Genomic DNA, 22,291 nt, shown 5'->3' with positions numbered 1-22,291 from the left:
CCTACATGGCGTTCGATGCGCGCATGATGTGCAGGAATCCGTTGAGTCGCGCGCGGCCCTGGAATCCCACGTACTCCGGGATCACCAGATGGGGATCCCACTTCTCCTTGTAGGCGAGCTGGGTTTTGGCCGGGTAGATGGAGTCGCCGCGCTGTGCCAGCTGCTGCACGAACCAACCGAAAGCCCGGCTGGAACCGTTCTGTTCCAGCTCGGGATTCAGTCCGGTGAACGGGGTGAAGCCGAAGTGGAGCCAGTCGGCGCCCTCTTCCTGGAACGCCAGAATGGCCGCCTTGTTGATGGCCTCCATCACCCCGGGCGGGCTGTCGGGATTGCGTCGGCTCAGGTCGTGCAACCAGCCCGAACGCGAGCCGTAGGAAGGGGAGTAGGAGATATAGCCGATCGGCTTCCCGTCGATGTATCCGACGAAGAGTCGACGGCTGCCCTGGAACGGGCCGCCGGTCTCGCCGACCAGGAACTCCAGCTCCTTGGTGTGCTTCCCCTTGGAGCGCAGCCAGACGCCGTCGATCTCGGTCAGCGCCTCCCCGACCTTGTCGTGCTGGGCCTCGATCACTTCGAGCCCGGCCCGGTGCGCCCGCGAGACCTTGTTCCTGAGCTGCACGAATTTCTTGCCGGCGAGGGTGAACTTCGACAGGTCGACCGCGTAGGAGGCGCCGATCTGGTTGACCGTGTAGCCGTGCTCGATGTAGCGGCGGGCGTCCTCGGTCTGCAGCTGGACGGCGACCACGCGCCGGCGGCGGCTGCGCGCGTACGCCGAGAACGCCTTCAGCAGGGGTATGTAGTCCTGCTCCGGTGCGAAGGGCCCGCCGAACTGCACGAGATACCGGCCGGATTCACGGTAGGAAACGAATCCGTCGAGTCCGGGAGCGGTGAAGTGGAGATTTCCCTTGTTGAGTGCGAGAAACGCGCTCGGATTGTCACTGAAGGACTCGAGCGATCCCAGCAGTGAGTCCTGGGAAACGGTTCCCTCGGTCATATTCTCCACTCTCTCCCTGTCGTGGAAACGCCTGAGCCGCAGCAGTCAAGCCGACGTCAAGCCCCCTGTCCATGCGGTCCGTTGCGTATCGGGCCGTCCGTCCGCGCGGCGCAGCCGGAACGTCAGGAGGCCGTCAGGGTCAGGAATTCGTCAGGAGAAGATCAGGCGCACCTCGCAGAATCCTGTTTCGACAGGGCGCGCAGTGACCGGGCGGCCGCCGTGCAGGAACACCCGAGAAGCGAGCAGGGAAAAATGAACCGACACGCAAGCGTGCTGACCCGCGGTGGGGAGGCGCCCGCGACCGCGGGCCGGCCGACCGCGCTGCGGGGCGCGCGTCATGCGGTCCGCGAACCCATCCCCACCTACCTCTCCTACGTCGGTGGCAAGGACATCGACGCGGAGAAGTACGTCTACACCGTCACCACGAGGTCGATCCTCGACGACGTCTTCGAGAGCCTCACCCTGAAGCGCCGTCTGGAGCAGGGCCGGGTGCGTCCCGAGGACGCCGGCGACCTGGTCGTCGGGCGGGTCGCGCTCGCCGACCAGGAGACGGTGGAGGAGGCCTCCCGCGCCGCCGCCGAGGCGTTCCGCGAGTGGTCCCGGTGGCCGCAGGAGAAGCGCATGGAGCTCGGGGCGGTCCTGCGGCGCAGGATCGTCGAGGGCTGCGACGACATGGTCGACGTCCTCATCGCCGAGGGCAATCCGCGGGCGCTCGCCGAGTGGCAGGTCGCCGGCCTGCTCGAGACGTTCAGCGAGGAGACCCTCTCCTGGGTCGGCGAGCTGATGCACCGCGAGTTCGAGCACGGCGGGCGCCGGCTGCTGGTGCGCCGCAGGCCCGACGGCGTCGTCTGCGTCAACCCGCCGCAGAACGCCCCCGCGTCCAGCGCGCTCTTCGGCATCACGGCCCTCATGGCGGGCAACACCGTGGTGGTCCGCGCGCCGCGCAGCGCCCCCTTCGGGGTGATGTACGCCCTGCGCGAGTTCGTCGTCCCCGCCCTTGAGGAGATCGGCGCCCCGCCCGGCGTGCTCAACGTCGTGTGCGGCCGTCCCGGTCCGATGATGCGGTCCTGGCTGGAAAGCCCGTACATCAACGACATCCTCTACATCGGCTCCACCGAGAACGGCCTCACGTTCCAGGAGGAGTGCGTACGCCACGGGAAGAAGCCGGTCCTCGAACTCGCGGGGAACGACTGCGTGGTCGTCTGGCGCGACGCCGACCTGGACCTGGCGGTGGAGGCCCTCACCGAGTGCTTCTACGGCTCCGGCCAGATCTGCATGGTGCCCAACCAGGTCCTGGCCCACCCGGCGATCGCCGACGAACTCCTCGAGCGGCTGTCCGCCGCCGTGGCGAAGCTGCGCCCCGGCTACCCGGACGAGGAGGGCGTGCTGCTCTCGCCCGTCCTGCGCAGCGAGCGGTTCTTCACCGTGGTCAAGGACGCCCTGGACAAGGGCGCCAGCCTGGTGCACGGGGCCCGCAGGCTGGAGGCCGACGGTTCGCCCTCGGACACCGGGCTGTTCCTGGAGCCCACCGTGCTCCGGGTCGACGGCATGGAGAAGTGCCGGGAGATCGAGGCGGTGCGCCGCGAGACCTTCTTCCCGCTGCTGCCCGTGATCGTGCCCGAGGCGGACACCGACGAGGCGCTCCTCGAGCGCTTCCTCGACTACGTCAACAGCAACCCCTACGGGCTGCGCAACTCGGTCTGGGCCGGCGACGAGCAGGTGCTCGGCCGTTTCGAGCGGGAGATCGACAACGGCGGACTGCTCAAGATCAACGACTCGCACATCGGGTTCCTGCCGTACCTGCCCACCCACGGCGGCACCGGCCTGACGGGCGGCGTGTTCGGCGAGGCCAACTACCCGATGCTGCGCACCTCCCACCTCCAGGGTGTCTCGATCGCCCGCGGCATCCGTCCGCACCAGGCCGTCTTCGGCGCGTACGACGCCGTCCGGGCGGCCCGTGCCGGGGCGACCGACTGAAACCCCTCATCCCACCAAGGAGTTCGACGTGCGCTACTTCCGCCAGGCGGACGAGACCTGTGACACCTTCCTGCCCGGTCTGCGCAAGGCTCTCAAGGACGTGCCGCTCTCGGTCCTGGAGTCCCCCGACAGCCCGGCCATCCGGATCTTCCGCGAAGCGGGCGGCCCCAACCTGCTGGTGCCCGCAGAGCACGGCGGCGCCGGCGTGAACGCGCTGGAGGCCACCCGGGTCATCCGCGCGCTCGGCGCCGTCGCCCCCTCGATGACGGTCGGCACGATGATGCACCACTTCTCGCTCGGCACCCTCTACGCCGTCGCGGACTCCGTCGCCGGGGACAGCGACCTGAAGACCATGCTCGGCCAGGTCGTCTCCGAGCGGCTCCTCGTCGCCTCCGGCTTCGCCGAGGGCCGTACGAACCAGGGCATCCTCTCCCCGACCCTGATGGCGCGCCCGGTGGACGGCGGCTACCTGCTGACCGGCTCGAAGAAGCCGTGCAGCCTGAGCCGGTCCATGAACCTGCTCACCGCCTCGGTCGGCATGCCGCAGGAGGACGGCTCCACCGCGATGGGCTTCCTGCTGCTGCCCGCCGACACCGAGGGCGTCTCGGTGCGCCCCTTCTGGTCGAACCCGGCACTGGCCGGAGCCGAGAGCGACGAGGTCCGCCTTGAGGACGTCTTCGTCACCGACGAGCAGATCGTCCAGCCCGAGCCGGGCCAGGAGGAGGCCCTCGACGAGCTGCAGACCGTCGGCCTGATCTGGTTCCAGATGATGATCGCGGCCGGCTACACCGGGATCACCTCCGCGCTGGTCCGCCAGGTGCTGGAGCAGCGCCGCGGCAGCGCCACCGACCGGGCCACGCTCGGCATCCGGCTCGGCGGAGCCGTCGGCCTGGTCGAGAGCCTGGCCCGGACCGTGGACGCCGGCGAGGTGGACAACGACGCCCTGGGCAACGCCCTGGTGGTCCGGTTCGCCGTGCAGGACGCGCTGGCCGACATCGTGCGGCTCGCGGTCGAACTCCTCGGCGGCATGGCCTACATCACCTCGGCGGACAGCTCCTGCCTCGCCACGGCCGCGCAGGCCATCGCCTTCCACCCGCCGTCGCGCACCAGCATGGCCGAGGGCCTGACGGAGCACTGGTCCGGCCAGCCCGTCCTGGTCGGCTGACCGGACATCGAAAGGGAATCCTCGAAATGACGACCACCCCGGTCGCACCGGCGGACACCTCCGCCGAGATCCTCGACCGCTACCGCGCCCACCTCAGCAAGGGCCGCGCCTCGCTCGGCGAGATGTTCGGCGGTGACATCGAGACCGGCTCCGAGGGAGCCTGGGTGTACACCGCCGCGGGCCGCAAGCTGCTCAACTGCGGTGGCTACGGCGTGCTGATCGCCGGCGCCCGCCACCCCACGGTGGTGGCCGAGGTCGAGCGCCAGCTGCACACCAACCCGGTGGCCACCCGGCTGCTGCTCGAACCCCAGGCGGCGCTGGCCGCCGAGGCGCTCGCCGCCGTCACCCCGGCGGGCCTCGACAAGGTGCACTTCGCCAACTCCGGGGCCGAGGCCGTCGAGGCCGCCCTGAAGATGGCCCGCACCCACGGCAAGCGCCATCTGGTCTCGACCGTCAACGGCTACCACGGCAAGACCTTCGGCGCGCTCAGCGTGACGGCGAAGGACCTCTTCCAGGAGCCGTTCCGCCCGCTCCTCCCCGATGTCTCCCATGTGCCGTTCGGCGACGCCGAGGCACTGCGCGAGGTGCTCGCCGCCCACCGCGGCAACGCCTGCTTCATCGTCGAACCGGTGCAGGGCGAGGCCGGGGTGATCATGCCGCCGGAGGGCTACCTGCGGGACGTCGAGGCGCTGTGCCGGGAGTACGAGGCCTTCTTCGTCCTCGACGAGGTGCAGACGGGCCTCGGGCGCCTGGGCCAGTGGTGGGGCGCGGACCGCGAGGGAGTCACCCCGGACGTCCTGCTCGTCGGCAAGGGGCTCAGCGGGGGCGTGGTGCCGGTGTCGGCCGCGGTGGCCACGACGGAGGCCTTCACCGCCTTCGACAAGGACCCGTTCATCCACACCTCGACCTTCTCCGGCAGCCCCCTCGCCATGGCCGCCGCCCAGGGCGCGCTCCGGGCGATCCAGGAGGACGACCTGGTCGAGCGGTCCCGGGTGCTGGGCGAGCGGCTGATCGCGGAGCTCGGCCGGATCGCCCGCGCCGCCCTCGGCGACCTGCTCCTGGAGGTGCGCGGCGCCGGTCTGCTGATCGGCATCGAGTTCACCGAGCCCGGCCTCGCCGGCGACCTGCTCCTGGAGCTCCTCCACGAGGGCGTCGTCGCCAACCACTCCCTCAACTCGCACATGGTGCTCCGGCTCACCCCGCCGGCCGTGCTCACCGAGGACGACGTGGCCTTCCTGCTGGCCGCCTTCGAACGTTCGGTGACCGCGATCGCGTACTGACCCGCCGGCCGTTCCCACCCCACCCAGAGAGCTTCCAGAGAGCGAGACTCCACCCACATGCGCAGCATCGAACTGCGGGTCCTGGTCCCGGCCGACGACCCGGCCCGCGCCTACACGCAGATCACCGAATTCGCCCGTTACGCCGATCTGGCCGAGGACGTCCACGAGGTCGTGGTCCACCCCGGCGGCGCCGACGACCGGGGCAGCAGCAGCTGGCGGGTCAACTTCCGCCGGGGGATCATGAGCTGGGACGAGGAGGAGCACTTCCGCCGGGACGAGCTCCACATCGCCTTCCACCAGACCGACGGGGACTTCGACGACTTCCACGGAAGCTGGCAGCTGACCCCGCGCGAGGACGGCACCTGCGAGGTGCTGTTCGAGGTCACGTACGACTTCGGGATCCCCAGCCTCAGCGGCATCATGGACCCGATCGCGGAGCGCGTGATCAAGCGTGCCATCAGCGCGGCGCTGACGGGGATCTTCGGCGAGGCCACCGTCCTGGAGGGCGGCGAGGCGCTCACCGACCTGGACCGGACGGCCGGGGTGGGGGTCCGCTGATGGCCGACGCCGCCAATCTCTTCGAGACGAAGACCACCGCCAGGCTGCTGCGCCTGGAGTACCTGGTGGCGCTGGGCGTCAGCCTGGAACTCTTCGTCACCCACCTGGACGAGGTGCGCTGGCTGCCGGCCGTGGCGCTCTTCCTGTACATCGACCTGATCGGTTACATACCCGGCGCCATCGCCTTCAGACGCAGCCCCGACGGCCAGATCCACAAGGGCTACTACGTCGCCTACAACATCATGCACAGCTTGGTCACGCAGGCGGCCGTCATCGGCCTGTGGGTCCTCCTGTTCGGCTTCGAGTGGGCGCTGCTGGCGATCCCGATCCACCTCTTCGGTGACCGGGCGCTGTTCGGCAACGCGCTGAAGCCGTTCGCGCTGTCCTTCGAGCCCAAGACCCACCCGGCGTACGCCCGGCTCCGCGACGAGGTGGAGGGTGCGGGCACGGCCGCCGCGCCGACCGCACGGCAGCCCGGGAAGGTCCCGGCGTGAGCGCCGGTCCGGCCGCGGCCCTGGGGCTGCCGCCTCCCGGCGGCGAGCTGGCGGAGCCCGATCCGGAGGTCTTCTGGGACAGCGCACGGCAGTTCCCGACCGGTGTCGCCGTCCTCACCGCCGACCACCCCCTCGGACCGCACGGCACCACGGTGTCCTCGTTCGCCTTCGTCTCCCGCCGGCCGCCCCTGATCTCGGTGTGCCTGAAGCGGCCCAGCAGTTTCCTCTCCCTGGTCCGCTCCGGCGGGGAGTTCGGGGTCAACGTCCTGGTGCACGAGCAGGCGGTACTCGCCCGCAGGTTCGCCACCCCCGGCCGGGCGCCCGGCGCCACGCAGTTCGAAGGAGTGCCGTACGCGGCGGGGGACGCCTCGGGGGCGCCGCTGCTCGACGGGTCCGCCGCCTGGCTGGAGTGCCGGGTCGACCGGGTCCTGGCCGCCGGCGACCACGACCTCGTCCTGGCGCGGGTCCTCTTCGCCCGGCGCGCGGCCGCTTCCACGCAGTGCAGCCCGCTCGTCTACCACGCGGGCCGGTTCGCCACCACACAGACACAGGAGTGACGACGAAGATGACGTCGACGACCGACACCTTTCCCGCCGAGGCCGGCTGGGACACCGCGCCCGACCTGATCGAGGGCGCCAAGACCCTGGAGCTCACCCCGGCGGGCGCGAACCTCGCGTACTGGCTGAAGGCGATGCCCGCCACCCTGCGCGGCCACATCTCCGGGCACGCCCCGGAGGTGACCATCCCGGACTACATGCGGGAGGAGGGGCCGCTGCGCGAGGCGATCACCCAGGAGCTGTCCTTCCGCGCCATCGCCGAGGAGAAGGCCACCCGGGCGCTGGGCTACCTCGTGCCGATCGCGCCCACCGTCGACACCATGGAGTTCTACGCCACCCAGGTGATCGACGAGGCCCGCCACTCCATGGTCTTCCGCAACCACCTCGTCGAACTGGGCGTCCCCCGCGAGGAGTTGTGGCAGCGGATCCACGAGATCGCCGCCAAGGACCGGGCGGAGGTCCTCGACCCGCTGGAGGAGTACGCCCTCAAGGTCATGCGGGACCAGCGCGACTTCCTCGGAGGCGTACTGATCCTCACCATCATCGTCGAGGGTGTCCTCGCGCCCGCCGCCGAGCTCAGCGAGCGCAAGTGGCGTCCGCTCAACCCGGCCGCCGCGGACATCGAGCGCGGTGCCGGCATCGACGAGATCCGCCACCTCACGGTCGGCGCCGCCGCCGCCCGCGAGTACCTGGAGGTCCACCCCGAGGAGCGCGAGCGGGCCGTCGCGCTGATCCGCGAGGGCATGGGGCTGTGGGACGTGCTCCCCGGCCACGCGATGGTCCACCGCCGCGAGGTCATCTTCCAGAAGGGCCTGGAGCAGCACGCCGACGTCGTCGGCGACTACGAGATCTGGCCCGGCCGCCGGCTCGTCGACACGACGCCCGAGGAGCGCCAGGCCCAGGCCGAGAAGTGGACCGAGGAGATGCAGGAGAGCCGGCTGAAGTACATGGGCCTGGAAGAGGCCTTGGCATGAGTCGCGCGGCCGTCCTCGCGGGCATCGGCGGCTGGCTGCCGCCACGGGTGGTCACCAACGAGGACCTCGCCCGGCGCTTCGACACCAGCGACGAGTGGATCCGGTCCCGTACCGGAATCGGGCAGCGGCACGTCGTCGACCCGGGCACCTCCACCGGCGACCTCGCCTTCGAGGCCGGGGCCCGCGCGCTGAAGTCGGCCGGGGTGGACGAGGTGGACGCGGTCGTCGTGGCGACCACCACCCCCGACCACCTCAGCCCGGCCACCGCCCCCCAGGTCGCGGACCGTCTCGGCCTGGGCGGTCGGGCGGCCTTCGACGTCGCCGCCGTCTGCACCGGCTTCCTCTACGGGCTCGCCACCGCCACCGGACTCATCGCCTCCGGCACCGCGGGCAGCGTGCTGGTCATCGGCGCCGAGGCCTTCACCACCATCGTCGACCCGGCGGACCGCTCCACCTCGGCGATCTTCGGCGACGGGGCCGGGGCGTTCGTCCTGCGCGCCGGGGAGCCGGACGAGCCCGGTGCGATCGGCCCCTTCGACCTCGGCAGCGACGGCTCCCTCGCCGAGCTGCTCATGATCCCGGCGGGCGGCTCCCGGCAGCGCTCCAGCGGCCGGCCGGCCGCCCCCGGCGAGGAGTACTTCCTCATGCAGGGCAAGCAGGTCTACCGGCACGCCGTGCTCCGCATGACCGAGTCCGCGCAGCGGGTCCTCGCCACGGCGGGGCACGGTACGGACCAGATCGACCGGTTCGTCGGCCACCAGGCCAACCTGCGGATCCTGGACGCGGTCGCCGACCGGCTCGGCGTCCCGCCGGAGCGCCGCATCAGCAACATCGACCGCGTCGGCAACACCGCGGCCGCCTCCATTCCGCTCGCCCTCGCCGACGCGGCGGCCGCGGGGGAGCTCAAGCCCGGCGACCGGGTGCTGGCCAGTGCCTTCGGCGGTGGGCTCACCTGGGGGTCGTGCCTGCTCCGCTGGCCCGACGTCACCCCCGCATGAGCGCCCTGGCGGCGCGGGCGGCCGGCGATGCCTTCGCCAGGCAGCTGGCCTCCCTGCTCGGGCTCTCCCTCCCCGGCGACCTCTCCCGCGACGGCCGCCCGTCACCCGTCACCCGTACCCGTTCCGTCTCCGCAGTCCGTACGGACATCTCCACCCCACCCCATGGAAGGACACCCACATCATGAGCACCACCGTCACCACCTACGACCGCATCGCCGCCATCCTCGTCGAGCGTTTCGGCGTCACCGACGACGAGGTCACGCCCGAGGCCACCTTCGAGCAGCTCGACCTCGACTCGCTCGCGCTGGTCGAGTTCACCCTGGTCGTCCAGTCGGAGATGTCCGTCGAGATCCCGGACGACGAGCTCTCGCCGCGCCAGACGGTGGCCGAGGTCGCCGCGATCGTCGACGCCAAGGTCGCGGCCGCCTGATGACCAGGCCCTCGACACACCGGTTCGACGCCGCCGTCACCGGTCTGGGGATCGTCTCCCCGGCCGGTGTCGGCGTCCCGGGGAGCTGGGAGCGCGTCTGCTCCGGCACCCCCACCGCCACGACCGACCCGGCGCTCGCCGGTGTCCCGGTCGACTTCAGCTGCCGGGTCCCCGACTTCGACGCCGACGCCCTGATCGGCCGGCGCAAGGCCTGGCGCCTCGACCGCTTCGTCCAGCTCGCGATGGTCGCGGCCAAGGAGGCCCTGGAGGACGCCGGGCTCGACCCGGCCACCTGGGACGGCACCCGCGTCGGCGTCGTCCTCGGCAGCGCCGTCGGCGGCACCGCGACCTGGGAGCAGCAGCACCGCACGCTCCTCGACAAGGGAGCCGAGCAGGTCTCCGGGATGCTCATCCCCATGCTGATCACCAACATGGTGGCCGGCCAGCTCGCCATCGAGCACCGGGCGCTCGGCCCCAACCTGGTGGTCTCCACCGCCTGCGCCGCCTCGGCCACCGCCATCGGCACGGCCCGTGAACTGCTGCGCTCCGGCACCTGCGACGTGGTGATCACCGGCGGTACGGAGGCGTGCCTGACCCCCTCGATCATCTCGGGCTTCGCCCGGATGGGCGCCCTGTCCCGGCGCACCGAGGACCCGGCATCCGCCTCCCGGCCGTTCGACGTCGAACGCGACGGCTTCGTCGCCGCGGAGGGCGCCGGAATCCTCGTACTGGAGACGCCCGAGCACGCCGCCGCCCGCGGCGCCCGGGTACGCGCCAGGATCAGCGGCTACGGCGCGACCGCGGACGGCCACCACCCGACCGCGCCCGACCCCTCGGGGCAGGGCGTGGAACGGGCGCTGCGCGCGGCCCTCGCCGACGCCCACCTGGCGCCCGAGGACATCGACCACGTCAACGCCCACGGGACCTCCACCCCGCTCAACGACGCGGCCGAGGCCAAGGTGCTGCGGCGGCTGTTCGGCGACCGGCCGGCCGTGACCTCCACCAAGGGCGTCACCGGCCACGCGCTGGGCGCGGCCGGAGCGCTGGAGGCCGTCTTCACCGTCCTCGCGGTGGAGCAGCAACTGGTCCCGCCCACCGCCAACATGGTCAAGCAGGACCCCGAGGTGGAGCTGGACGTGGTCACGGAAGCACCGCGGGCCGTCCCCGTCCGGGCCGCCGTCTCCAACTCGTTCGGCTTCGGCGGCCAGAACGCCGTACTGGTGGTGACGCGCGCCTGAGCCGACCCCCCCGCCGCGCCGCACCCCCTCCCCGAGGACACCGAACCAGGAGTTCCGCACGCATGTCACCCAAGACCCAGGACCTCGCGGCGGCCATGGCCGCCGCCGAATTCCCCGCTGACGGGCAGGATCTGCGGATCTCGCCCAGTGCCAGTTTCGACGAACTGCTCAAGAAGGTACGAGCCGCCGGGCTCATGGACTACCGGCCCGGATACTTCGCCGTGAAGATCGTGCTCAACCTGGTCCTCACCGTCGCCGGCTGGACGGTCTTCGCCCTGCTCGGCAACTCGTGGTGGCAGCTCGCCGTCGCGGTCTTCCTGGCCTTCTGCTTCGTCCAGGCGGGGTTCATCGCCCACGACACCGGCCACAAGCAGGTCAGCCGCGCCCGCAAGACCCAGGACGTGCTCGGCTGGATCCACATGAACGTCCTGCTCGGTGTCAGCTACGGCTGGTGGGTCAACCACCACAACCGCCACCACAGCAACCCGAACAACCTCGACAAGGACCCGGACACCATGCGGCGCCAGGTGATCTTCGCGCCGTCGGAGTACGCCGCCAAGGCCCGCTCGCCCTTCCACCGCTTCGTCATCCGGCACCAGTCGGTGATGTTCTTCGTCCTGCTGGTGCAGGAGGCCTTCCGGATGCACAAGGCCGGCTTCTCGGCCGCCAAGGCCGGCCTGCTGCGCATACCCGCCATGGAACTCGGCCTGCTGCTCGTGCACTTCGCCGCGTATCTGACAGCCGTCTTCTACGTCCTCGACCCGGGCCTCGGCATCCTCTTCGTCCTGGTCAACCAGGCCGTCTTCGGTATCTACCTGGGTGCCGTCTTCGCCCCCAACCACAAGGGCATGGTCGTCCACCGCGACGACGTGGAGGTCGACTGGCTGCACCGCCAGGTGCTCACCTCGCGCAACATCTACTCGACCAGGTTCACGGACTTCATGTACGGCGGCCTGAACTACCAGATCGAGCACCACCTCTTCCCGTCCATGCCGCGGGTGAACCTGCGCCGCGCCCGCCCGCTGGTCATGGAGTACTGCAAGGAGCACGACGTCTCCTACCACGAGGTCTCGCAGGCCCGTTCGTACCTGGAAGTGGCCCAGCACCTGCGCGAGGTCAGCGTCACCACCCGGGCCAGGCTCGCGGAGGTCTTCCACACGATGGAGGCGCGTGCCTGACCCGGCCGGCGAGCCGGGCCGGGCCGACCGGCCCGGCGCGACACACGAGAACGGCGACGGCGGTGCGAGCCGACGCGCTGCCGCGGGCCCCTGACCCAGGGGCCCGCGTCCTGCGTTCGGCTACTTTCGCTCAGTTCCGCTCGACGACGGTGAGCGTGCCCTCGGCGGCGGTGCGTCCGGACTGCTCGACGGTGACCCGTACCTGGTGGTGGCGGTCCTGCGACTCCTCCGCGACGGCGCGGACCGTGCACGGGATGTGCAGTTCGACGTACCGCTCGTACCGCATGCTCAGCCCGACCGGGAGCACGTCCCGGGGCTGGAGCACATGGTGGGCCGCCTGGCGTACGGCCTCCGAAAGCAGCATGCCCGGCACGTGGTCCACGGGGTGGTCGAAGAGCACGGGGTGCGAGCGGTCCGCGCGCAGCAGGAACGTTCCCGCCTGGCCGCCCGGCGAGAGCACCACGTCCTGCGCGCGGTCGCGGTCCACCAGCGCCGCGTCGACGGGCGGCAGCAGGGCGAGGGAGGTGAGCGGCGACGGCACGGTGTCCTGCCGCGGCAGCTCGCCGAGCGCGCTGCGCACCCGCGCGTAGGCGTTCGGGTTGATGCAGCTGAGGCTTCCCCCGCCGGTGCCTATGACCACGCCGTCGCGGTGGAAGGTGATCTCGGTGCGCATCCCCGCGAACCTCGAACCGGTGCGGCGGACGGAGTGGCACCGGATGTGCAGGGTGACGTCGGCCGGCGTCCCTTCGAGGCGCAGCCCCTCCGGGGTGATCCGGAAGGACTTGTCCCCCATCAGGAACTGGTGGCCCGCCGGGACGCCGTACTCGGCGTGCGCGATGAGCAGCAGGGCCTGCCGCATGGTCTCGCCGACCAGCAGGGGATCGTGCCAGCCGCCGCCCACGGCGCCGTAGAAACCGTGTGCGCGAGGCCACTGCGCGTCGACGGAGAAGCTGTCGGGGCCCTCCGTCTGCCAGTGGGTGATCAGTACCTCGGCGATGGCGGCGCGATGGACGTAGGAACGAGGCACGGTGCGGGTGAAGCGCTGGATCGGGACCGCCTGCGGGATGGACGTGCCGTGGGTGAGGGTGGCGTCGGTCATCAACACGTGGTGACTCCTGCATCGGAGAGGAGTGGATGAAGTGTGTACCTTGCTTCACAAGTACAATACCTACCAACCGGTTTTTAGTCGGTAGGGATCACAGTCGGGGGCCCAGATGGCTGTGAAGTGCTGCCGACGTGAGGGGCAGGGTAAGCCAAGTGGTCGTACAGGAGCGGGCGTTGCGGACACGCCGGGCGATTCTGGAAGCCGCATCGATCGTCTTCGAGAAGCGGGGCTTCGCCGCGGCGCCCCTCTCGGAGATCATCGCTGTCTCGGGCGCCACCAAGGGGGCGCTCTACTTCCACTTCTCGTCGAAGGAGGAGCTGGCCCGCGGGGTGATCGAGGCGCAGTTCTCGGCCCTGGCGGAGCTGCAACTGGAGGGCTCCCCCCTCCAGCAGGCGATCGACTCCACGCACGCGGTCGCCCACGCGCTCCAGCACGTCCCCCTGGTACGCGCCGGAATACGGCTGGTCATCGAACAGGGGTCGTTCACCGAGCCGGACCCGGAGCCCTATCTGCGCTGGGTCGAGCCGGCCCAGGCCCTGCTGGAAGAGGCCCGTACGGAAGGGGAGTTGCGCCCCGAGGTGGACGTACGGGCCGTGGCCCAGCTCATCGTCGCGCTCTTCACGGGAACGCAGCTGATGGCCCAGGTACTCACCCAGCGGGAGGACCTGAGCGAGCGGATCACCGCCTTCTGGCAGGTGGTGCTGCCGGGCCTGGCCACGCCGGAGGCGCTGCCCAGCCTGAAGCCGGAGGGCGGGATGAAGTTCCCCGACGGCCCGGAAGCGCCTGGTTCCGCGGACTGACGAGGTGACGATCGCCCGGCGGTGCGCCGCCGGGCGGTGTCGCCCGGCGGTCTCGGCCGGCGGAGTCCCCCGGCAGCGTCGTCCGGTGTGCCTCAGCGTGTCTGAGGGCTCGGGTCCGCGAGCCGTATCCCGGGGGAGCCCTCCGGGTGGAGGGTCGCGGCGCGCTCCGGCGTGACGAGCCCCGGCAGGATCACCCGCCACATCGCGGTCGTCATGTGCGGCCGCAGCAGCCTGCCCTCCCGTCCGGCGAGCAGTTCGGCGCCGGCGACCGTGGACATGACGAGCGCGGCGACGGCGTGGGCGCTGACGCCCTCCCTGAACTCCCGGCGGACGGAGGCCGATTCAAGGAGCAGTCGCACGGTGCTCGCCCAGGTGAGCCGGTAGGCACGCGCCTGGGGCGCCGGACAGTGGGGCTCCAGACAGAGCTGGATGCAGGCCCGGGTCACGGCGTCCCGGTTGAACTGCCGTACGACCAGATGGGTCGTGTCGATCAGGCTCTGCAGCGACGAGGCCTCGGGGCCGGCGGCCCGGGTCGCGAGCGCGATCTGGCGGAGCGAGTCGTGCGCCTCGTCGAAGAGGGCGGCGGCGATGTCGCGTTTCGACGGGAAGTGGAAGTAGACCGCACCCTTCGTCGTACCCGCTGTCGCGGAGATGCCGTCGATGCTGGTCGCCGTGTACCCGTTGCGTTCGATCATCGTGGCGGCCGTGTCGAGGATCAGTCGACGTGTACGCATCGCCCGCTGCTGCTTGGCCATCAGGCCCCCTGGTCAGAGGTATGGGTTCGATTGAGCGTCTGGTCAGGACGTCATTCGGGAGGGCGGCCAGGATACTAAAAACCGACCGTGCGGTATCCCGTGGAGCGTAATGCGTCACCTTTCCGGAGGCCAATCATCAGGGTCATGTCAGGGGCTTCCGGCATCCTGGCGAGGTCTGCCTCACAGGGAGCTCGAATGAGAACAAGAAAGGCCCGGCTGTGGGCCTGGCTGCCCGTATTCGCCATGGCCGGTGCATGGGGAATCGTCGGAAGCGCCCCCGCTGTCTCCGCCGAACCCGGCTGTGAAATCCGAGAGAACTCGCCGCACGCCGACTGGGGAGGAATGTCTTTCCCCATCGACCTCTACTGCACCAACACGGTCGGAGATGTGACCTCCCAGTCCTTCTTCGGATCCCCGGTCACCGGGAGGATGACGAAGACCACGAGCTGGTTCGCCTGCTGGAAGCTCGGAGCTCCGCACGCCGGGAAGAACAGCGTCTGGTACTACACCAAGGGCGACGTGGTCGTGAACAACCCGGGCCAGCAGGCCTGGGGTTATATGCCGGCGAATGCGCTCGGCACCACCAAGGCGCCCTTCCCGGGGCTGCGAAAGTGCACTTGGGGATAGGGGCCCTTACACATGCGTGCAACCAATGACAACAGCCGGCCGGAGGGCGTGTCCCGCCTCGGTCGTCTCGGCCGTTTCGGCCGTACCGCCCGCGGTCTGACCGTGGCGGCCCTCGCCCTTCCCCTGCTGACGAGCGGTCTGAACACGGGCACCGCCCACGCCGCCACCTGCGTGCTGGAGGAGAACATTCTCCAGCAGGACAAGCTGGGCAATGTCTTCCGCACCGACGTCAAGTGCGAGAACATCGCCGGAAACGTTTACGGGCGCGCGTCCTACGACAGCCCGCTCACCGGAAAGAAGACCTCCACGCTGAGCACCTTCGTGTGCTGGACGCGAGGCCAGGCGCATTCCGGTGGAAACACCGTCTGGTACTACACGAAGGGCGACTCGGCGGTTGCCCCCTTCGAGGCCTTCGAGGGCTGGGGAGCCATGGAGTCCAACAAACTCCTGACCCCCGCAGGAATGCAGCATCCCTTCCCGGGGCTTCCCCGCTGCCCGTGGTACTGACAGATCCGGAGAAGTTTCGATGTTGACGAGGAATGACACAGGGCGGGGGCGCGGTCGTAGGTCCGTGCTCGCCGTCAGCCTGCTCGTGACCCTTTCCACCCTGGGAACAGGGCTGGGAATAGCCGCGACGGACCCCGGCCCGGACTCCGGTGAGGGGGGCGGAGGCGTCGAGGTGTCGGCGATGGCGAAGGCGAAATCCTCCGGAAAGCCGGTGGAGATGGTCGAGCGTCGGACCGAGACCACCGAGGTCCACGCGAATCCGTCCGGCACGCTGACCGTGACGACGCACCTGTCGCCGGTACGGGTACGTCAGGGCGGCAAGTGGGTCGGGATCGACACCGATCTGGTGGCCGGGAAGAACGGCGTGGTGCCCAAGGCCGCGGCGGCGGGCATCGAGCTCTCCGACGGCGGAACGGGTCCGCTGGTCCGGCTCAACGACGACACGCATGTGCTGGAGTACAGCTGGCCGGGCAAGCTGCCCAAGCCGACGCTGGCCGGCCCGGTGGCGACGTACCCCGAGGTGCTGCCCGGAATCGACCTCCAGGTCGAGGTCGACGCGAACGGCTTCCAGCAGCTGCTGGTGGTCAAGAACGCCAAGGCCGCCAAGAACCCGAAGCTGAAGAAGCTCACGTACGGCATCAAGACGAACGGCCTGAAGCTGACCGCCGACGAGAAGCAGGGTCTGCAGGCGACCGTCGACGAGAAGCAGGCTCAGAAGGCGACTGCCGACGAGAACCAGGGCCTGAAGGCGACCGGTGACGAGGACCGCACGCCGTTCTCCGGGCCGACGCCCCTGATGTGGGACAGCGGCAAGGGCGCGAAGAAGAAGCAGGTGGTCATGGAGACCGCCGTCGCGGGCGAGAGCCTCACGGTCGTCCCCGACCAGAAGCTGCTGACCGACGCGGGCACCACCTACCCGGTCTACGTGGACCCGTCGTTCACCACGGGGGTGGCGGGCGCACACGTGGTGATCCCCACCCACCCCGACTACCACGCCTGGGACCCGAGCCGGATCAGGGTGGGGGCTTACTGGTCCGCTCACCTCAACCGGTACGTGCCCAACCGTTCGTTCTTCCAGGTGGACGTTCCGTACCTGGCCTGGCGCAAGGTGCTGAGCGCGTCATTGACCCTGAAGGACGGCACGGACTGGGCGGGGAACTGTTCCCTCGCCCCCGTGGACCTGTGGGAGACGGGTCGCGCCGGTGCCACGACGACGTGGAACAACCAGCCCGCGTGGAAGACGAAGCTCGCCTCCTATTCCTGCCCCAAGGGCACGATGACCTTCAACACGACGAGTGCGGCACAGGCCGCCGCGTCGAACGGCACGAACCTGGTGGATCTGGGCATGCGGATCTCCGGCACCGCCGAGGACGCCCAGCTGGACAACCAGCGGCCGTTCCTGACGGCCGACGCGAAGTTCACCGCCGAGCTCGCGGCGGACGGCTCGTGCTTCCCGAACAAGGATGTCCGGTACACGGACCCCGACGGCAGGACGTTCACCGAGGAGGTGACCTGCCAGAACCTGGCATCCGATCTGAAGGTCGAACCGTTCACCACGGCGCAGTCGACCGGGCAGCTGCTTGCGGGCAAGCACGGGTTCGTGTGCTGGCGCAGCGGTGACATGAACGCCGCGGGAAACCGCATCTGGTACTACGTCAAGGGCGACACGGCCTCGGGCTGGACCCGTTGGCAGGGCTGGGGCTTCGTGCCGGCTGACAAGATCCCCGACATCGTCTCGCACCCCTATCCCGGACTGCCGGCCTGCGACGCCCACAAGGTCACCCCCGGCATCACTCCGCCGCAGGACTTCAACTCCGACGGCCTGTCCGACATCGTGGCCCTCCAGACGGACGGCAACCTGGCCCTCTATCCGGGCAACGGCAACGGCACCGTCGGGAGCAAGCGGATGCTGTGGACCGACGGCCGCGGCAGCAAGTACGCCAGCATCTTCACCGGCGACTTCGACACGGACGGGATCGGTGACATCGGGGCCTTCGACGGCATCTATCTGTGGTGGTGGCCCGGAGACGGCAGCAGCGGGGTCGCCATGACGGTCAAACCCATGATCGACCACAAGTACAACAGCCAGTTCGGCATCAATCCGGGCGTCCACGAGCCGTGTCGGGTCGCTTTCGCCGCCGACTTCAACGGCGACGGGAAGACGGACGTCGCGGCGGCCTGCGGCCAGGGCTCGGAACAGGGCAACTACAACGACGACTCCATCTGGTGGTGGCCTGGCGACGGGGACGGCGGGTTCAACGCCACCCTGGGCGCGAGCCTCGGCTACGAGTACCTCTACGCAGGGCGCTCGGAGACCCAGTTCACCACGCTGGACATCACCGGTGACGGCCGCATGGACATCGCGAGGATGGCCTCCGCGGCGGTCCTGGAGTTGAACCCGGGCCCCCTCGCGAGCAACTCCTCCTACGGCTCGGGCACCACGCAGGCCTGGCCGCCGAACGGCTTCGGCGCGGTCACCAAGATGTTCGCCGGTGACTTCAACCGCGACCGCTACGGCGACATCGCGAGCGTCGACGCCAGCGGCCAGCTGTGGTGGTGGCCCGGCAAGGGCAACGGCACCTTCGGCACCCCGGCGAAGATGTCGACCGCCACCGACTGGGGGACCTTCAAGGACATCATGTGATCCAGCGGTGACACCGGGGCCGGGCATCCGCCGCGAGGCGGATGCCCGGCCTCTCCGTGTGCGGCCCCCTCTCGTCCGCCGTACGCGTCCCCCGTCTGGGTTTCTTGACGCGTACCCGTCATAATCCGGGGCTTCCCGAACACCCGGGCGGGCCTCGTCGAAGCCCTGCTCCGGCACAACTAGGCCGCCCGCGCCGCCTTCTCGCCGTGCACGGCCGGCCGCCGTGGGCTCGCTGTGGTGCGTCATCACCCCGGAGGCAGATCATCAGGGGCATGTCAGGGGCGTCCGGCATCCTGACGAGGGGAGCGTGGTACTGACAGATCCGGAGAAGTTTCGATGTTGACGAGGAATGACACAGGGCGGGGGCGCAGTCGCAGATCCGTGCTCGCCCTGAGCGTGCTCGTGGCTCTTTCCACCCTGGGAACAGGGCTGGGAATAGCCGCGGCGGTCCCCGAACCGGATTCCGGTGAGGCGGCCGGAGGCATCGAGGTGTCGGCGCTGGCGAAGGCGAAGTCCTCCGGGGATCCGGTGGAGATCGTGGAGCAGCGCACCGAGACGTCCGAGGTGTACGCGAATCCGTCCGGCACGTTGACGGTGACGACGCACCTGAAGCCGGTACGGACACGTCTGGGCGGCAAGTGGGTCGGGATCGACACCGATCTGGTGGCCGGGAAGAACGGCGTGGTGCCCAAGGCCGCGGCGGCGGGCATCGAGCTCTCCGACGGCGGAACGGGTCCGCTGGTCCGGCTCAACGACGACACGCATGTGCTGGAGTACAGCTGGCCGGGCAAGCTGCCCAAGCCGACGCTGGCCGGCTCGGTGGCGACGTACCCCGAGGTGCTGCCCGGGATCGACCTCCGGGTCGAGGTCGACGCGAAGGGGTTCCAGCAGCTGCTGGTCGTCAAGGACGCCAAGGCCGCCAAGAACCCGAAGCTGAAGAAGCTCACGTACGGCGTCACGTCGAACGGGCTGAAGCTGACCGCCGACGAGAAGCAGGGCCTGAGGGCGGCCGACGGCAAGGGCCGTACGCGGTTCTCCGGGCCGGCGCCGCAGATGTGGGACAGCGGCAAGGGCGGCAAGAGGAAGCAGGTGGTCATGGAGACCGCCGTCGCGGGCGAGAGCCTCACGGTCGTCCCCGACCAGAAGCTGCTGACCGACGCGGGCACCACCTACCCGGTCTACGTGGACCCGACGTTCACCACGGGCATGTCGGGCGCACACAATGTGTTCGACTCCCACCCCGACTACCACGCCTGGAACGCGGACTGGATGAGGATGGGGGCCCACTGGACCGTCCATCTCAACAAGTACGTGCGCAACCGCGCGTTCTTCCAGGTGGACGTTCCCTACCTGGCCTGGCGTCAGGTGGTGAAGGCGTCGCTGACCCTGCAGGACCGCTCGGATTGGGCGGGGAACTGTTCCCTCGCCCCCGTGGACCTGTGGGAGACGGGTCGCGCCGGTGGCACGACGACGTGGAACAACCAGCCCGCGTGGAAGACGAAGCTGGGCTCCTACTCCTGCCCCAAGGGCACGATGACCTTCGACACGACGAGTGCGGCGCAGGCCGCCGCGACGAGTGGCACGAGTCTCGTGGACATGGGCATGCGGATCTCCGGCACCGCAGAAGACGCGCAGGCGAACAACGAGCGGCACTTCCCGACGGTCAACGCGAAGTTCACCGCCGAGCTCATGGCGGACGGCTCGTGCTTCCCGAACAAGGATGTTCGCTACACGGACCCCGACAGCAGGTCGTTCACCGAGGAGGTGACCTGCAAGAACCTGGCATCCGTCGTGAAGGTCGAGCCGTTCACCACGTCGCAGACGACCGGCCAGCTGCTGGCGGGCACGCACGGCTTCGTGTGCTGGCGCAGCGGTGACATGAACGCCGCGGGAAACCGCATCTGGTACTACGTCAAGGGCGACACGGCCTCGGGCTGGACCCGTTGGCAGGGCTGGGGCTTCGTGCCGGCTGACAAGATCCCCGACATCGTCTCGCACCCCTATCCCGGACTGCCGGCCTGCGACGCCCACAAGGTCGCCCCCGGCATCACTCCGCCGCAGGACTTCAACTCCGACGGCCTGTCCGACATCGTGGCCCTCCAGACGGACGGCAACCTGGCCCTCTTCCCGGGCAACGGCAACGGCACCGTCGGGAGCAAGCGGATGCTGTGGACCGACGGCCGCGGCAGCAAGTACGCCAGCATCTTCACCGGCGACTTCAACATGGATGGGATCGGTGACATCGGGGGCTTCGAGAACGCCCGTGTCTGGTGGTGGCCCGGCGACGGCAGCAGCGGGGTCAGTCAGACGGCTCAACCGCTGATAGACCACAAGTACGGGGGCCAGTTCGCCATCGACCCGGGGATCCACGAGCCGTGTCGGGTCGCTTTCGCCGCCGACTTCAACGGCGACGGGAAGACGGACGTCGCGGCGGCCTGCGGCCAGGGCTCGGAACAGGGCAACTACAACGACGACTCCATCTGGTGGTGGCCCGGCGACGGAGACGGCGGGATCAACGCCACCCTGGGTGGGAGTATCGGCCACGAGTATGTCTACGCGAGCCGTACGGAGACCGAGTTCTCCACGCTGGACATCACCGGTGACGGCCGCATGGACGTCGCGAGGATGGCCTCTCCGACGGTCCTGGAGTTGAACCCGGGCCCCCTCGCACCCAACTCCTCCTACGCCTCGGGTGCCAGGCAGGCCTGGGCGCCGAACGGCTTCGGCACGGTCACCAAGGTGTTCGCCGGTGCCTTCAATGGCGACCGCTACGGCGACATGGCCGGTGTCGACAGCAGTGGCCAGCTGTGGCAGTGGCCCGGCAAGGGCGACGGCACCTTCGGCGCCCCGGTGAAGATGTCGACGACCACCGACTGGGGGGCCTACAGGGACCTCATGTGATCCGGCGATGACAGCGGGGCCGGGCATCCGCAGCGACGTGGATGCCCGGCCTCTCGCTCTGGCGGGATTTGACGCGTACCCGTCATAATCCGGGTCATGGACCGACGAAGCCTTCTCGCGGGCGCCGCGGCGACCACCGCCACCCTCCTCCTCGGAACCGCGCCCGCCCGGGCGCGCACCCGGACCCTCGGGCCGCAGGACTGGATGGCCGGCCACGGCGACCCCACCCCGCTCCAGAAGCTCACCATCCCCGGCACCCACGACTCCGGCGCCCGCTACGGCGGCCCCTGGAGCGCCTGCCAGAACACGACCATCGCCCAGCAGCTGGCGAGCGGCATCCGCTTCCTGGACATCCGGTGCCGGGTGACCGGCGGATCCTTCGCGATCCACCACGGCGCCTCCTACCAGAACATGATGTTCGGGGACGTCCTCGTCGCCTGCCGCGACTTCCTCGCCGTACACCCCTCCGAGACCGTCCTCATGCGGGTCAAGCAGGAGTACTCCCAGGAGTCCGACGCCACCTTCCGCGCGGTCTTCGACGACTACCTCGACGTACGCGGCTGGCGCTCCCTCTTCCGCATCGGGGACCGGCTGCCCCTCCTCGGCGAGGCCCGCGGCCGGGTCGTCCTCTTCGCCGACAACGGCGGGTTGCCGGGCCTGCGGTGGGGCGACGGCTCCGTCTTCGCGACCCAGGACGACTGGAACGCGCTGCCCGACGCCAAGTACCCCAAGATCGAGGCCCACTTCCGTGCAGCCGTCGCACAGCCCGGCCGGCTCTACGTGAACTTCGTCAGCACCTCCGCCTCGCTGCCGCCCCGCTGGAACTCCGACCGCCTCAACCCGCGCGTGCACGGCTTCCTCGACGGCGCCGAGATGTCCGGCCGCACGGGGCTCGGGATCGTCCCCATGGACTTCCCGAACACCCGGACGGGTCTCGTCGAAGCCCTACTCCGGCACAACTAGGCCGCTGCCCCTTCGGTATCCCGGCAGGGGCCGTGCGTCATCACCCCGGAGGCGGATCATCAGGGTCATGTCAGGGGCTTCCGGCATCCTGACGAGGGGAGTGCGGTACTGACAGATCCGGAGAAGTTTCGATGTTGACGAGGAAT

The 22,291-nt window shown here is 69.8% G+C and carries 21 protein-coding genes; 18 read left to right on the top strand and 3 right to left on the bottom strand.

Annotation, left to right across the window (positions count from 1 at the left end; translation table 11 throughout):
* Nucleotide 1: 1 nt before the first annotated feature.
* Nucleotides 2–994: a bifunctional lysylphosphatidylglycerol flippase/synthetase MprF gene (locus ABT034_RS24510; protein WP_351218647.1), complete on the bottom strand. Its 993-nt coding sequence runs from the start codon at nucleotides 992–994 to the stop codon at nucleotides 2–4.
* A 252-nt stretch (nucleotides 995–1,246) separates the two neighbouring features.
* Here ABT034_RS24510 and ABT034_RS24505 point away from each other — a divergent pair, with 252 nt between their 5' ends.
* From ABT034_RS24505 to ABT034_RS24450, 12 genes are all read left to right on the top strand, one after another.
* Nucleotides 1,247–2,971: an aldehyde dehydrogenase family protein gene (locus tag ABT034_RS24505; RefSeq protein ID WP_351218645.1), complete on the top strand. Its 1,725-nt coding sequence runs from the start codon at nucleotides 1,247–1,249 to the stop codon at nucleotides 2,969–2,971.
* A 28-nt stretch (nucleotides 2,972–2,999) separates the two neighbouring features.
* A complete protein-coding gene (locus tag ABT034_RS24500) occupies nucleotides 3,000–4,136 on the top strand; it encodes an acyl-CoA dehydrogenase family protein (RefSeq protein ID WP_351218643.1) in 1,137 nt (378 codons plus the stop codon).
* A 26-nt stretch (nucleotides 4,137–4,162) separates the two neighbouring features.
* A complete protein-coding gene (locus ABT034_RS24495) occupies nucleotides 4,163–5,416 on the top strand; it encodes an aspartate aminotransferase family protein (protein ID WP_351218641.1) in 1,254 nt (417 codons plus the stop codon).
* Between the two features lie 57 nt (nucleotides 5,417–5,473).
* Entirely contained in the window at nucleotides 5,474–5,974 is a 501-nt protein-coding gene (locus ABT034_RS24490) for a type II toxin-antitoxin system RatA family toxin (protein ID WP_351218639.1), read from the top strand.
* On the top strand, nucleotides 5,974–6,468 hold the full coding sequence (locus ABT034_RS24485; RefSeq protein ID WP_351218637.1) for a hypothetical protein: 495 nt from the start codon (nucleotides 5,974–5,976) through the stop codon (nucleotides 6,466–6,468). The genes ABT034_RS24490 and ABT034_RS24485 overlap by 1 nt, the downstream gene beginning before the upstream one ends.
* Nucleotides 6,465–7,025, top strand: coding sequence for a flavin reductase family protein (locus ABT034_RS24480; protein ID WP_351218635.1), 561 nt, complete (start codon nucleotides 6,465–6,467; stop codon nucleotides 7,023–7,025). Before ABT034_RS24485 ends, ABT034_RS24480 begins: the two co-directional genes overlap by 4 nt.
* Before the next feature lie 8 nt (nucleotides 7,026–7,033).
* The gene (locus tag ABT034_RS24475; RefSeq protein ID WP_351218633.1) at nucleotides 7,034–7,999 is read left to right on the top strand and encodes a ferritin family protein; all 966 of its coding nucleotides are present in this window, start codon (nucleotides 7,034–7,036) and stop codon (nucleotides 7,997–7,999) included.
* Complete coding sequence (locus ABT034_RS24470) at nucleotides 7,996–8,997, top strand: beta-ketoacyl-ACP synthase III (protein WP_351218631.1); 1,002 nt, start codon at nucleotides 7,996–7,998, stop codon at nucleotides 8,995–8,997. Before ABT034_RS24475 ends, ABT034_RS24470 begins: the two co-directional genes overlap by 4 nt.
* On the top strand, nucleotides 8,994–9,182 hold the full coding sequence (locus tag ABT034_RS24465) for a hypothetical protein (RefSeq protein ID WP_351218629.1): 189 nt from the start codon (nucleotides 8,994–8,996) through the stop codon (nucleotides 9,180–9,182). Before ABT034_RS24470 ends, ABT034_RS24465 begins: the two co-directional genes overlap by 4 nt.
* Entirely contained in the window at nucleotides 9,179–9,427 is a 249-nt protein-coding gene (locus ABT034_RS24460; RefSeq protein WP_351218627.1) for an acyl carrier protein, read from the top strand. Before ABT034_RS24465 ends, ABT034_RS24460 begins: the two co-directional genes overlap by 4 nt.
* Complete coding sequence (locus ABT034_RS24455; RefSeq protein WP_351218625.1) at nucleotides 9,427–10,665, top strand: beta-ketoacyl-[acyl-carrier-protein] synthase family protein; 1,239 nt, start codon at nucleotides 9,427–9,429, stop codon at nucleotides 10,663–10,665. Before ABT034_RS24460 ends, ABT034_RS24455 begins: the two co-directional genes overlap by 1 nt.
* A gap of 62 nt (nucleotides 10,666–10,727) precedes the next feature.
* A complete protein-coding gene (locus ABT034_RS24450) occupies nucleotides 10,728–11,843 on the top strand; it encodes a fatty acid desaturase family protein (protein ID WP_351218623.1) in 1,116 nt (371 codons plus the stop codon).
* 130 nt (nucleotides 11,844–11,973) lie between these two features.
* Here the strand turns inward: ABT034_RS24450 and ABT034_RS24445 are convergent, their stop codons facing one another.
* On the bottom strand, nucleotides 11,974–12,942 hold the full coding sequence (locus ABT034_RS24445; protein WP_351218713.1) for a ScbA/BarX family gamma-butyrolactone biosynthesis protein: 969 nt from the start codon (nucleotides 12,940–12,942) through the stop codon (nucleotides 11,974–11,976).
* 179 nt (nucleotides 12,943–13,121) lie between these two features.
* Here ABT034_RS24445 and ABT034_RS24440 point away from each other — a divergent pair, with 179 nt between their 5' ends.
* Nucleotides 13,122–13,748, top strand: a complete 627-nt coding sequence (locus ABT034_RS24440; RefSeq protein ID WP_351218621.1) for a ScbR family autoregulator-binding transcription factor — start codon at nucleotides 13,122–13,124, stop codon at nucleotides 13,746–13,748.
* Nucleotides 13,749–13,840: 92 nt separating this feature from the next.
* On the opposite strand, the gene ABT034_RS24435 is transcribed toward ABT034_RS24440, so the two are convergent.
* Complete coding sequence (locus ABT034_RS24435; RefSeq protein ID WP_351218619.1) at nucleotides 13,841–14,503, bottom strand: ScbR family autoregulator-binding transcription factor; 663 nt, start codon at nucleotides 14,501–14,503, stop codon at nucleotides 13,841–13,843.
* 342 nt (nucleotides 14,504–14,845) lie between these two features.
* Here ABT034_RS24435 and ABT034_RS24430 point away from each other — a divergent pair, with 342 nt between their 5' ends.
* The 5 genes from ABT034_RS24430 (at nucleotide 14,846) to ABT034_RS24410 (ending at nucleotide 22,145) form a co-directional block, all read left to right on the top strand.
* Entirely contained in the window at nucleotides 14,846–15,130 is a 285-nt protein-coding gene (locus tag ABT034_RS24430; RefSeq protein ID WP_351218617.1) for a hypothetical protein, read from the top strand.
* A gap of 12 nt (nucleotides 15,131–15,142) precedes the next feature.
* A complete protein-coding gene (locus ABT034_RS24425; RefSeq protein ID WP_351218615.1) occupies nucleotides 15,143–15,637 on the top strand; it encodes a hypothetical protein in 495 nt (164 codons plus the stop codon).
* A 181-nt stretch (nucleotides 15,638–15,818) separates the two neighbouring features.
* Nucleotides 15,819–18,281 (top strand): FG-GAP repeat domain-containing protein, encoded by a 2,463-nt coding sequence (locus ABT034_RS24420; protein WP_351218613.1) that lies wholly within the window; start codon nucleotides 15,819–15,821, stop codon nucleotides 18,279–18,281.
* 402 nt (nucleotides 18,282–18,683) lie between these two features.
* Nucleotides 18,684–21,182 (top strand): FG-GAP repeat domain-containing protein, encoded by a 2,499-nt coding sequence (locus ABT034_RS24415; protein ID WP_351218611.1) that lies wholly within the window; start codon nucleotides 18,684–18,686, stop codon nucleotides 21,180–21,182.
* Between the two features lie 96 nt (nucleotides 21,183–21,278).
* Nucleotides 21,279–22,145, top strand: a complete 867-nt coding sequence (locus ABT034_RS24410; RefSeq protein ID WP_351218609.1) for a phosphatidylinositol-specific phospholipase C — start codon at nucleotides 21,279–21,281, stop codon at nucleotides 22,143–22,145.
* The last annotated feature ends 146 nt before the right edge of the window (nucleotides 22,146–22,291 follow it).

Origin of the sequence: Streptomyces sp. NPDC002773 (assembly GCF_040295605.1) — a bacterium.
Classification (GTDB): Bacteria; Actinomycetota; Actinomycetes; order Streptomycetales; family Streptomycetaceae; genus Streptomyces.
Note: the sequence above shows the minus strand (reverse complement) of the source record. Positions and strands in the feature narration are given on the sequence as shown.

Coding starts and splice junctions, on each gene's coding strand:
- ABT034_RS24425 (WP_351218615.1), top strand. CDS start 15,143: ATGCGTGCAACCAATGACAACAGCCGGCCGGAGGGCGTGTCCCGCCTC.
- ABT034_RS24410 (WP_351218609.1), top strand. CDS start 21,279: ATGGACCGACGAAGCCTTCTCGCGGGCGCCGCGGCGACCACCGCCACC.
- ABT034_RS24495 (WP_351218641.1), top strand. CDS start 4,163: ATGACGACCACCCCGGTCGCACCGGCGGACACCTCCGCCGAGATCCTC.
- ABT034_RS24505 (WP_351218645.1), top strand. CDS start 1,247: ATGAACCGACACGCAAGCGTGCTGACCCGCGGTGGGGAGGCGCCCGCG.
- ABT034_RS24455 (WP_351218625.1), top strand. CDS start 9,427: ATGACCAGGCCCTCGACACACCGGTTCGACGCCGCCGTCACCGGTCTG.
- ABT034_RS24420 (WP_351218613.1), top strand. CDS start 15,819: ATGGCGAAGGCGAAATCCTCCGGAAAGCCGGTGGAGATGGTCGAGCGT.
- ABT034_RS24470 (WP_351218631.1), top strand. CDS start 7,996: ATGAGTCGCGCGGCCGTCCTCGCGGGCATCGGCGGCTGGCTGCCGCCA.
- ABT034_RS24485 (WP_351218637.1), top strand. CDS start 5,974: ATGGCCGACGCCGCCAATCTCTTCGAGACGAAGACCACCGCCAGGCTG.
- ABT034_RS24445 (WP_351218713.1), bottom strand. CDS start 12,942: ATGACCGACGCCACCCTCACCCACGGCACGTCCATCCCGCAGGCGGTC.
- ABT034_RS24510 (WP_351218647.1), bottom strand. CDS start 994: ATGACCGAGGGAACCGTTTCCCAGGACTCACTGCTGGGATCGCTCGAG.
- ABT034_RS24460 (WP_351218627.1), top strand. CDS start 9,179: ATGAGCACCACCGTCACCACCTACGACCGCATCGCCGCCATCCTCGTC.
- ABT034_RS24475 (WP_351218633.1), top strand. CDS start 7,034: ATGACGTCGACGACCGACACCTTTCCCGCCGAGGCCGGCTGGGACACC.
- ABT034_RS24490 (WP_351218639.1), top strand. CDS start 5,474: ATGCGCAGCATCGAACTGCGGGTCCTGGTCCCGGCCGACGACCCGGCC.
- ABT034_RS24435 (WP_351218619.1), bottom strand. CDS start 14,503: ATGGCCAAGCAGCAGCGGGCGATGCGTACACGTCGACTGATCCTCGAC.
- ABT034_RS24450 (WP_351218623.1), top strand. CDS start 10,728: ATGTCACCCAAGACCCAGGACCTCGCGGCGGCCATGGCCGCCGCCGAA.
- ABT034_RS24465 (WP_351218629.1), top strand. CDS start 8,994: ATGAGCGCCCTGGCGGCGCGGGCGGCCGGCGATGCCTTCGCCAGGCAG.
- ABT034_RS24430 (WP_351218617.1), top strand. CDS start 14,846: ATGTCTTTCCCCATCGACCTCTACTGCACCAACACGGTCGGAGATGTG.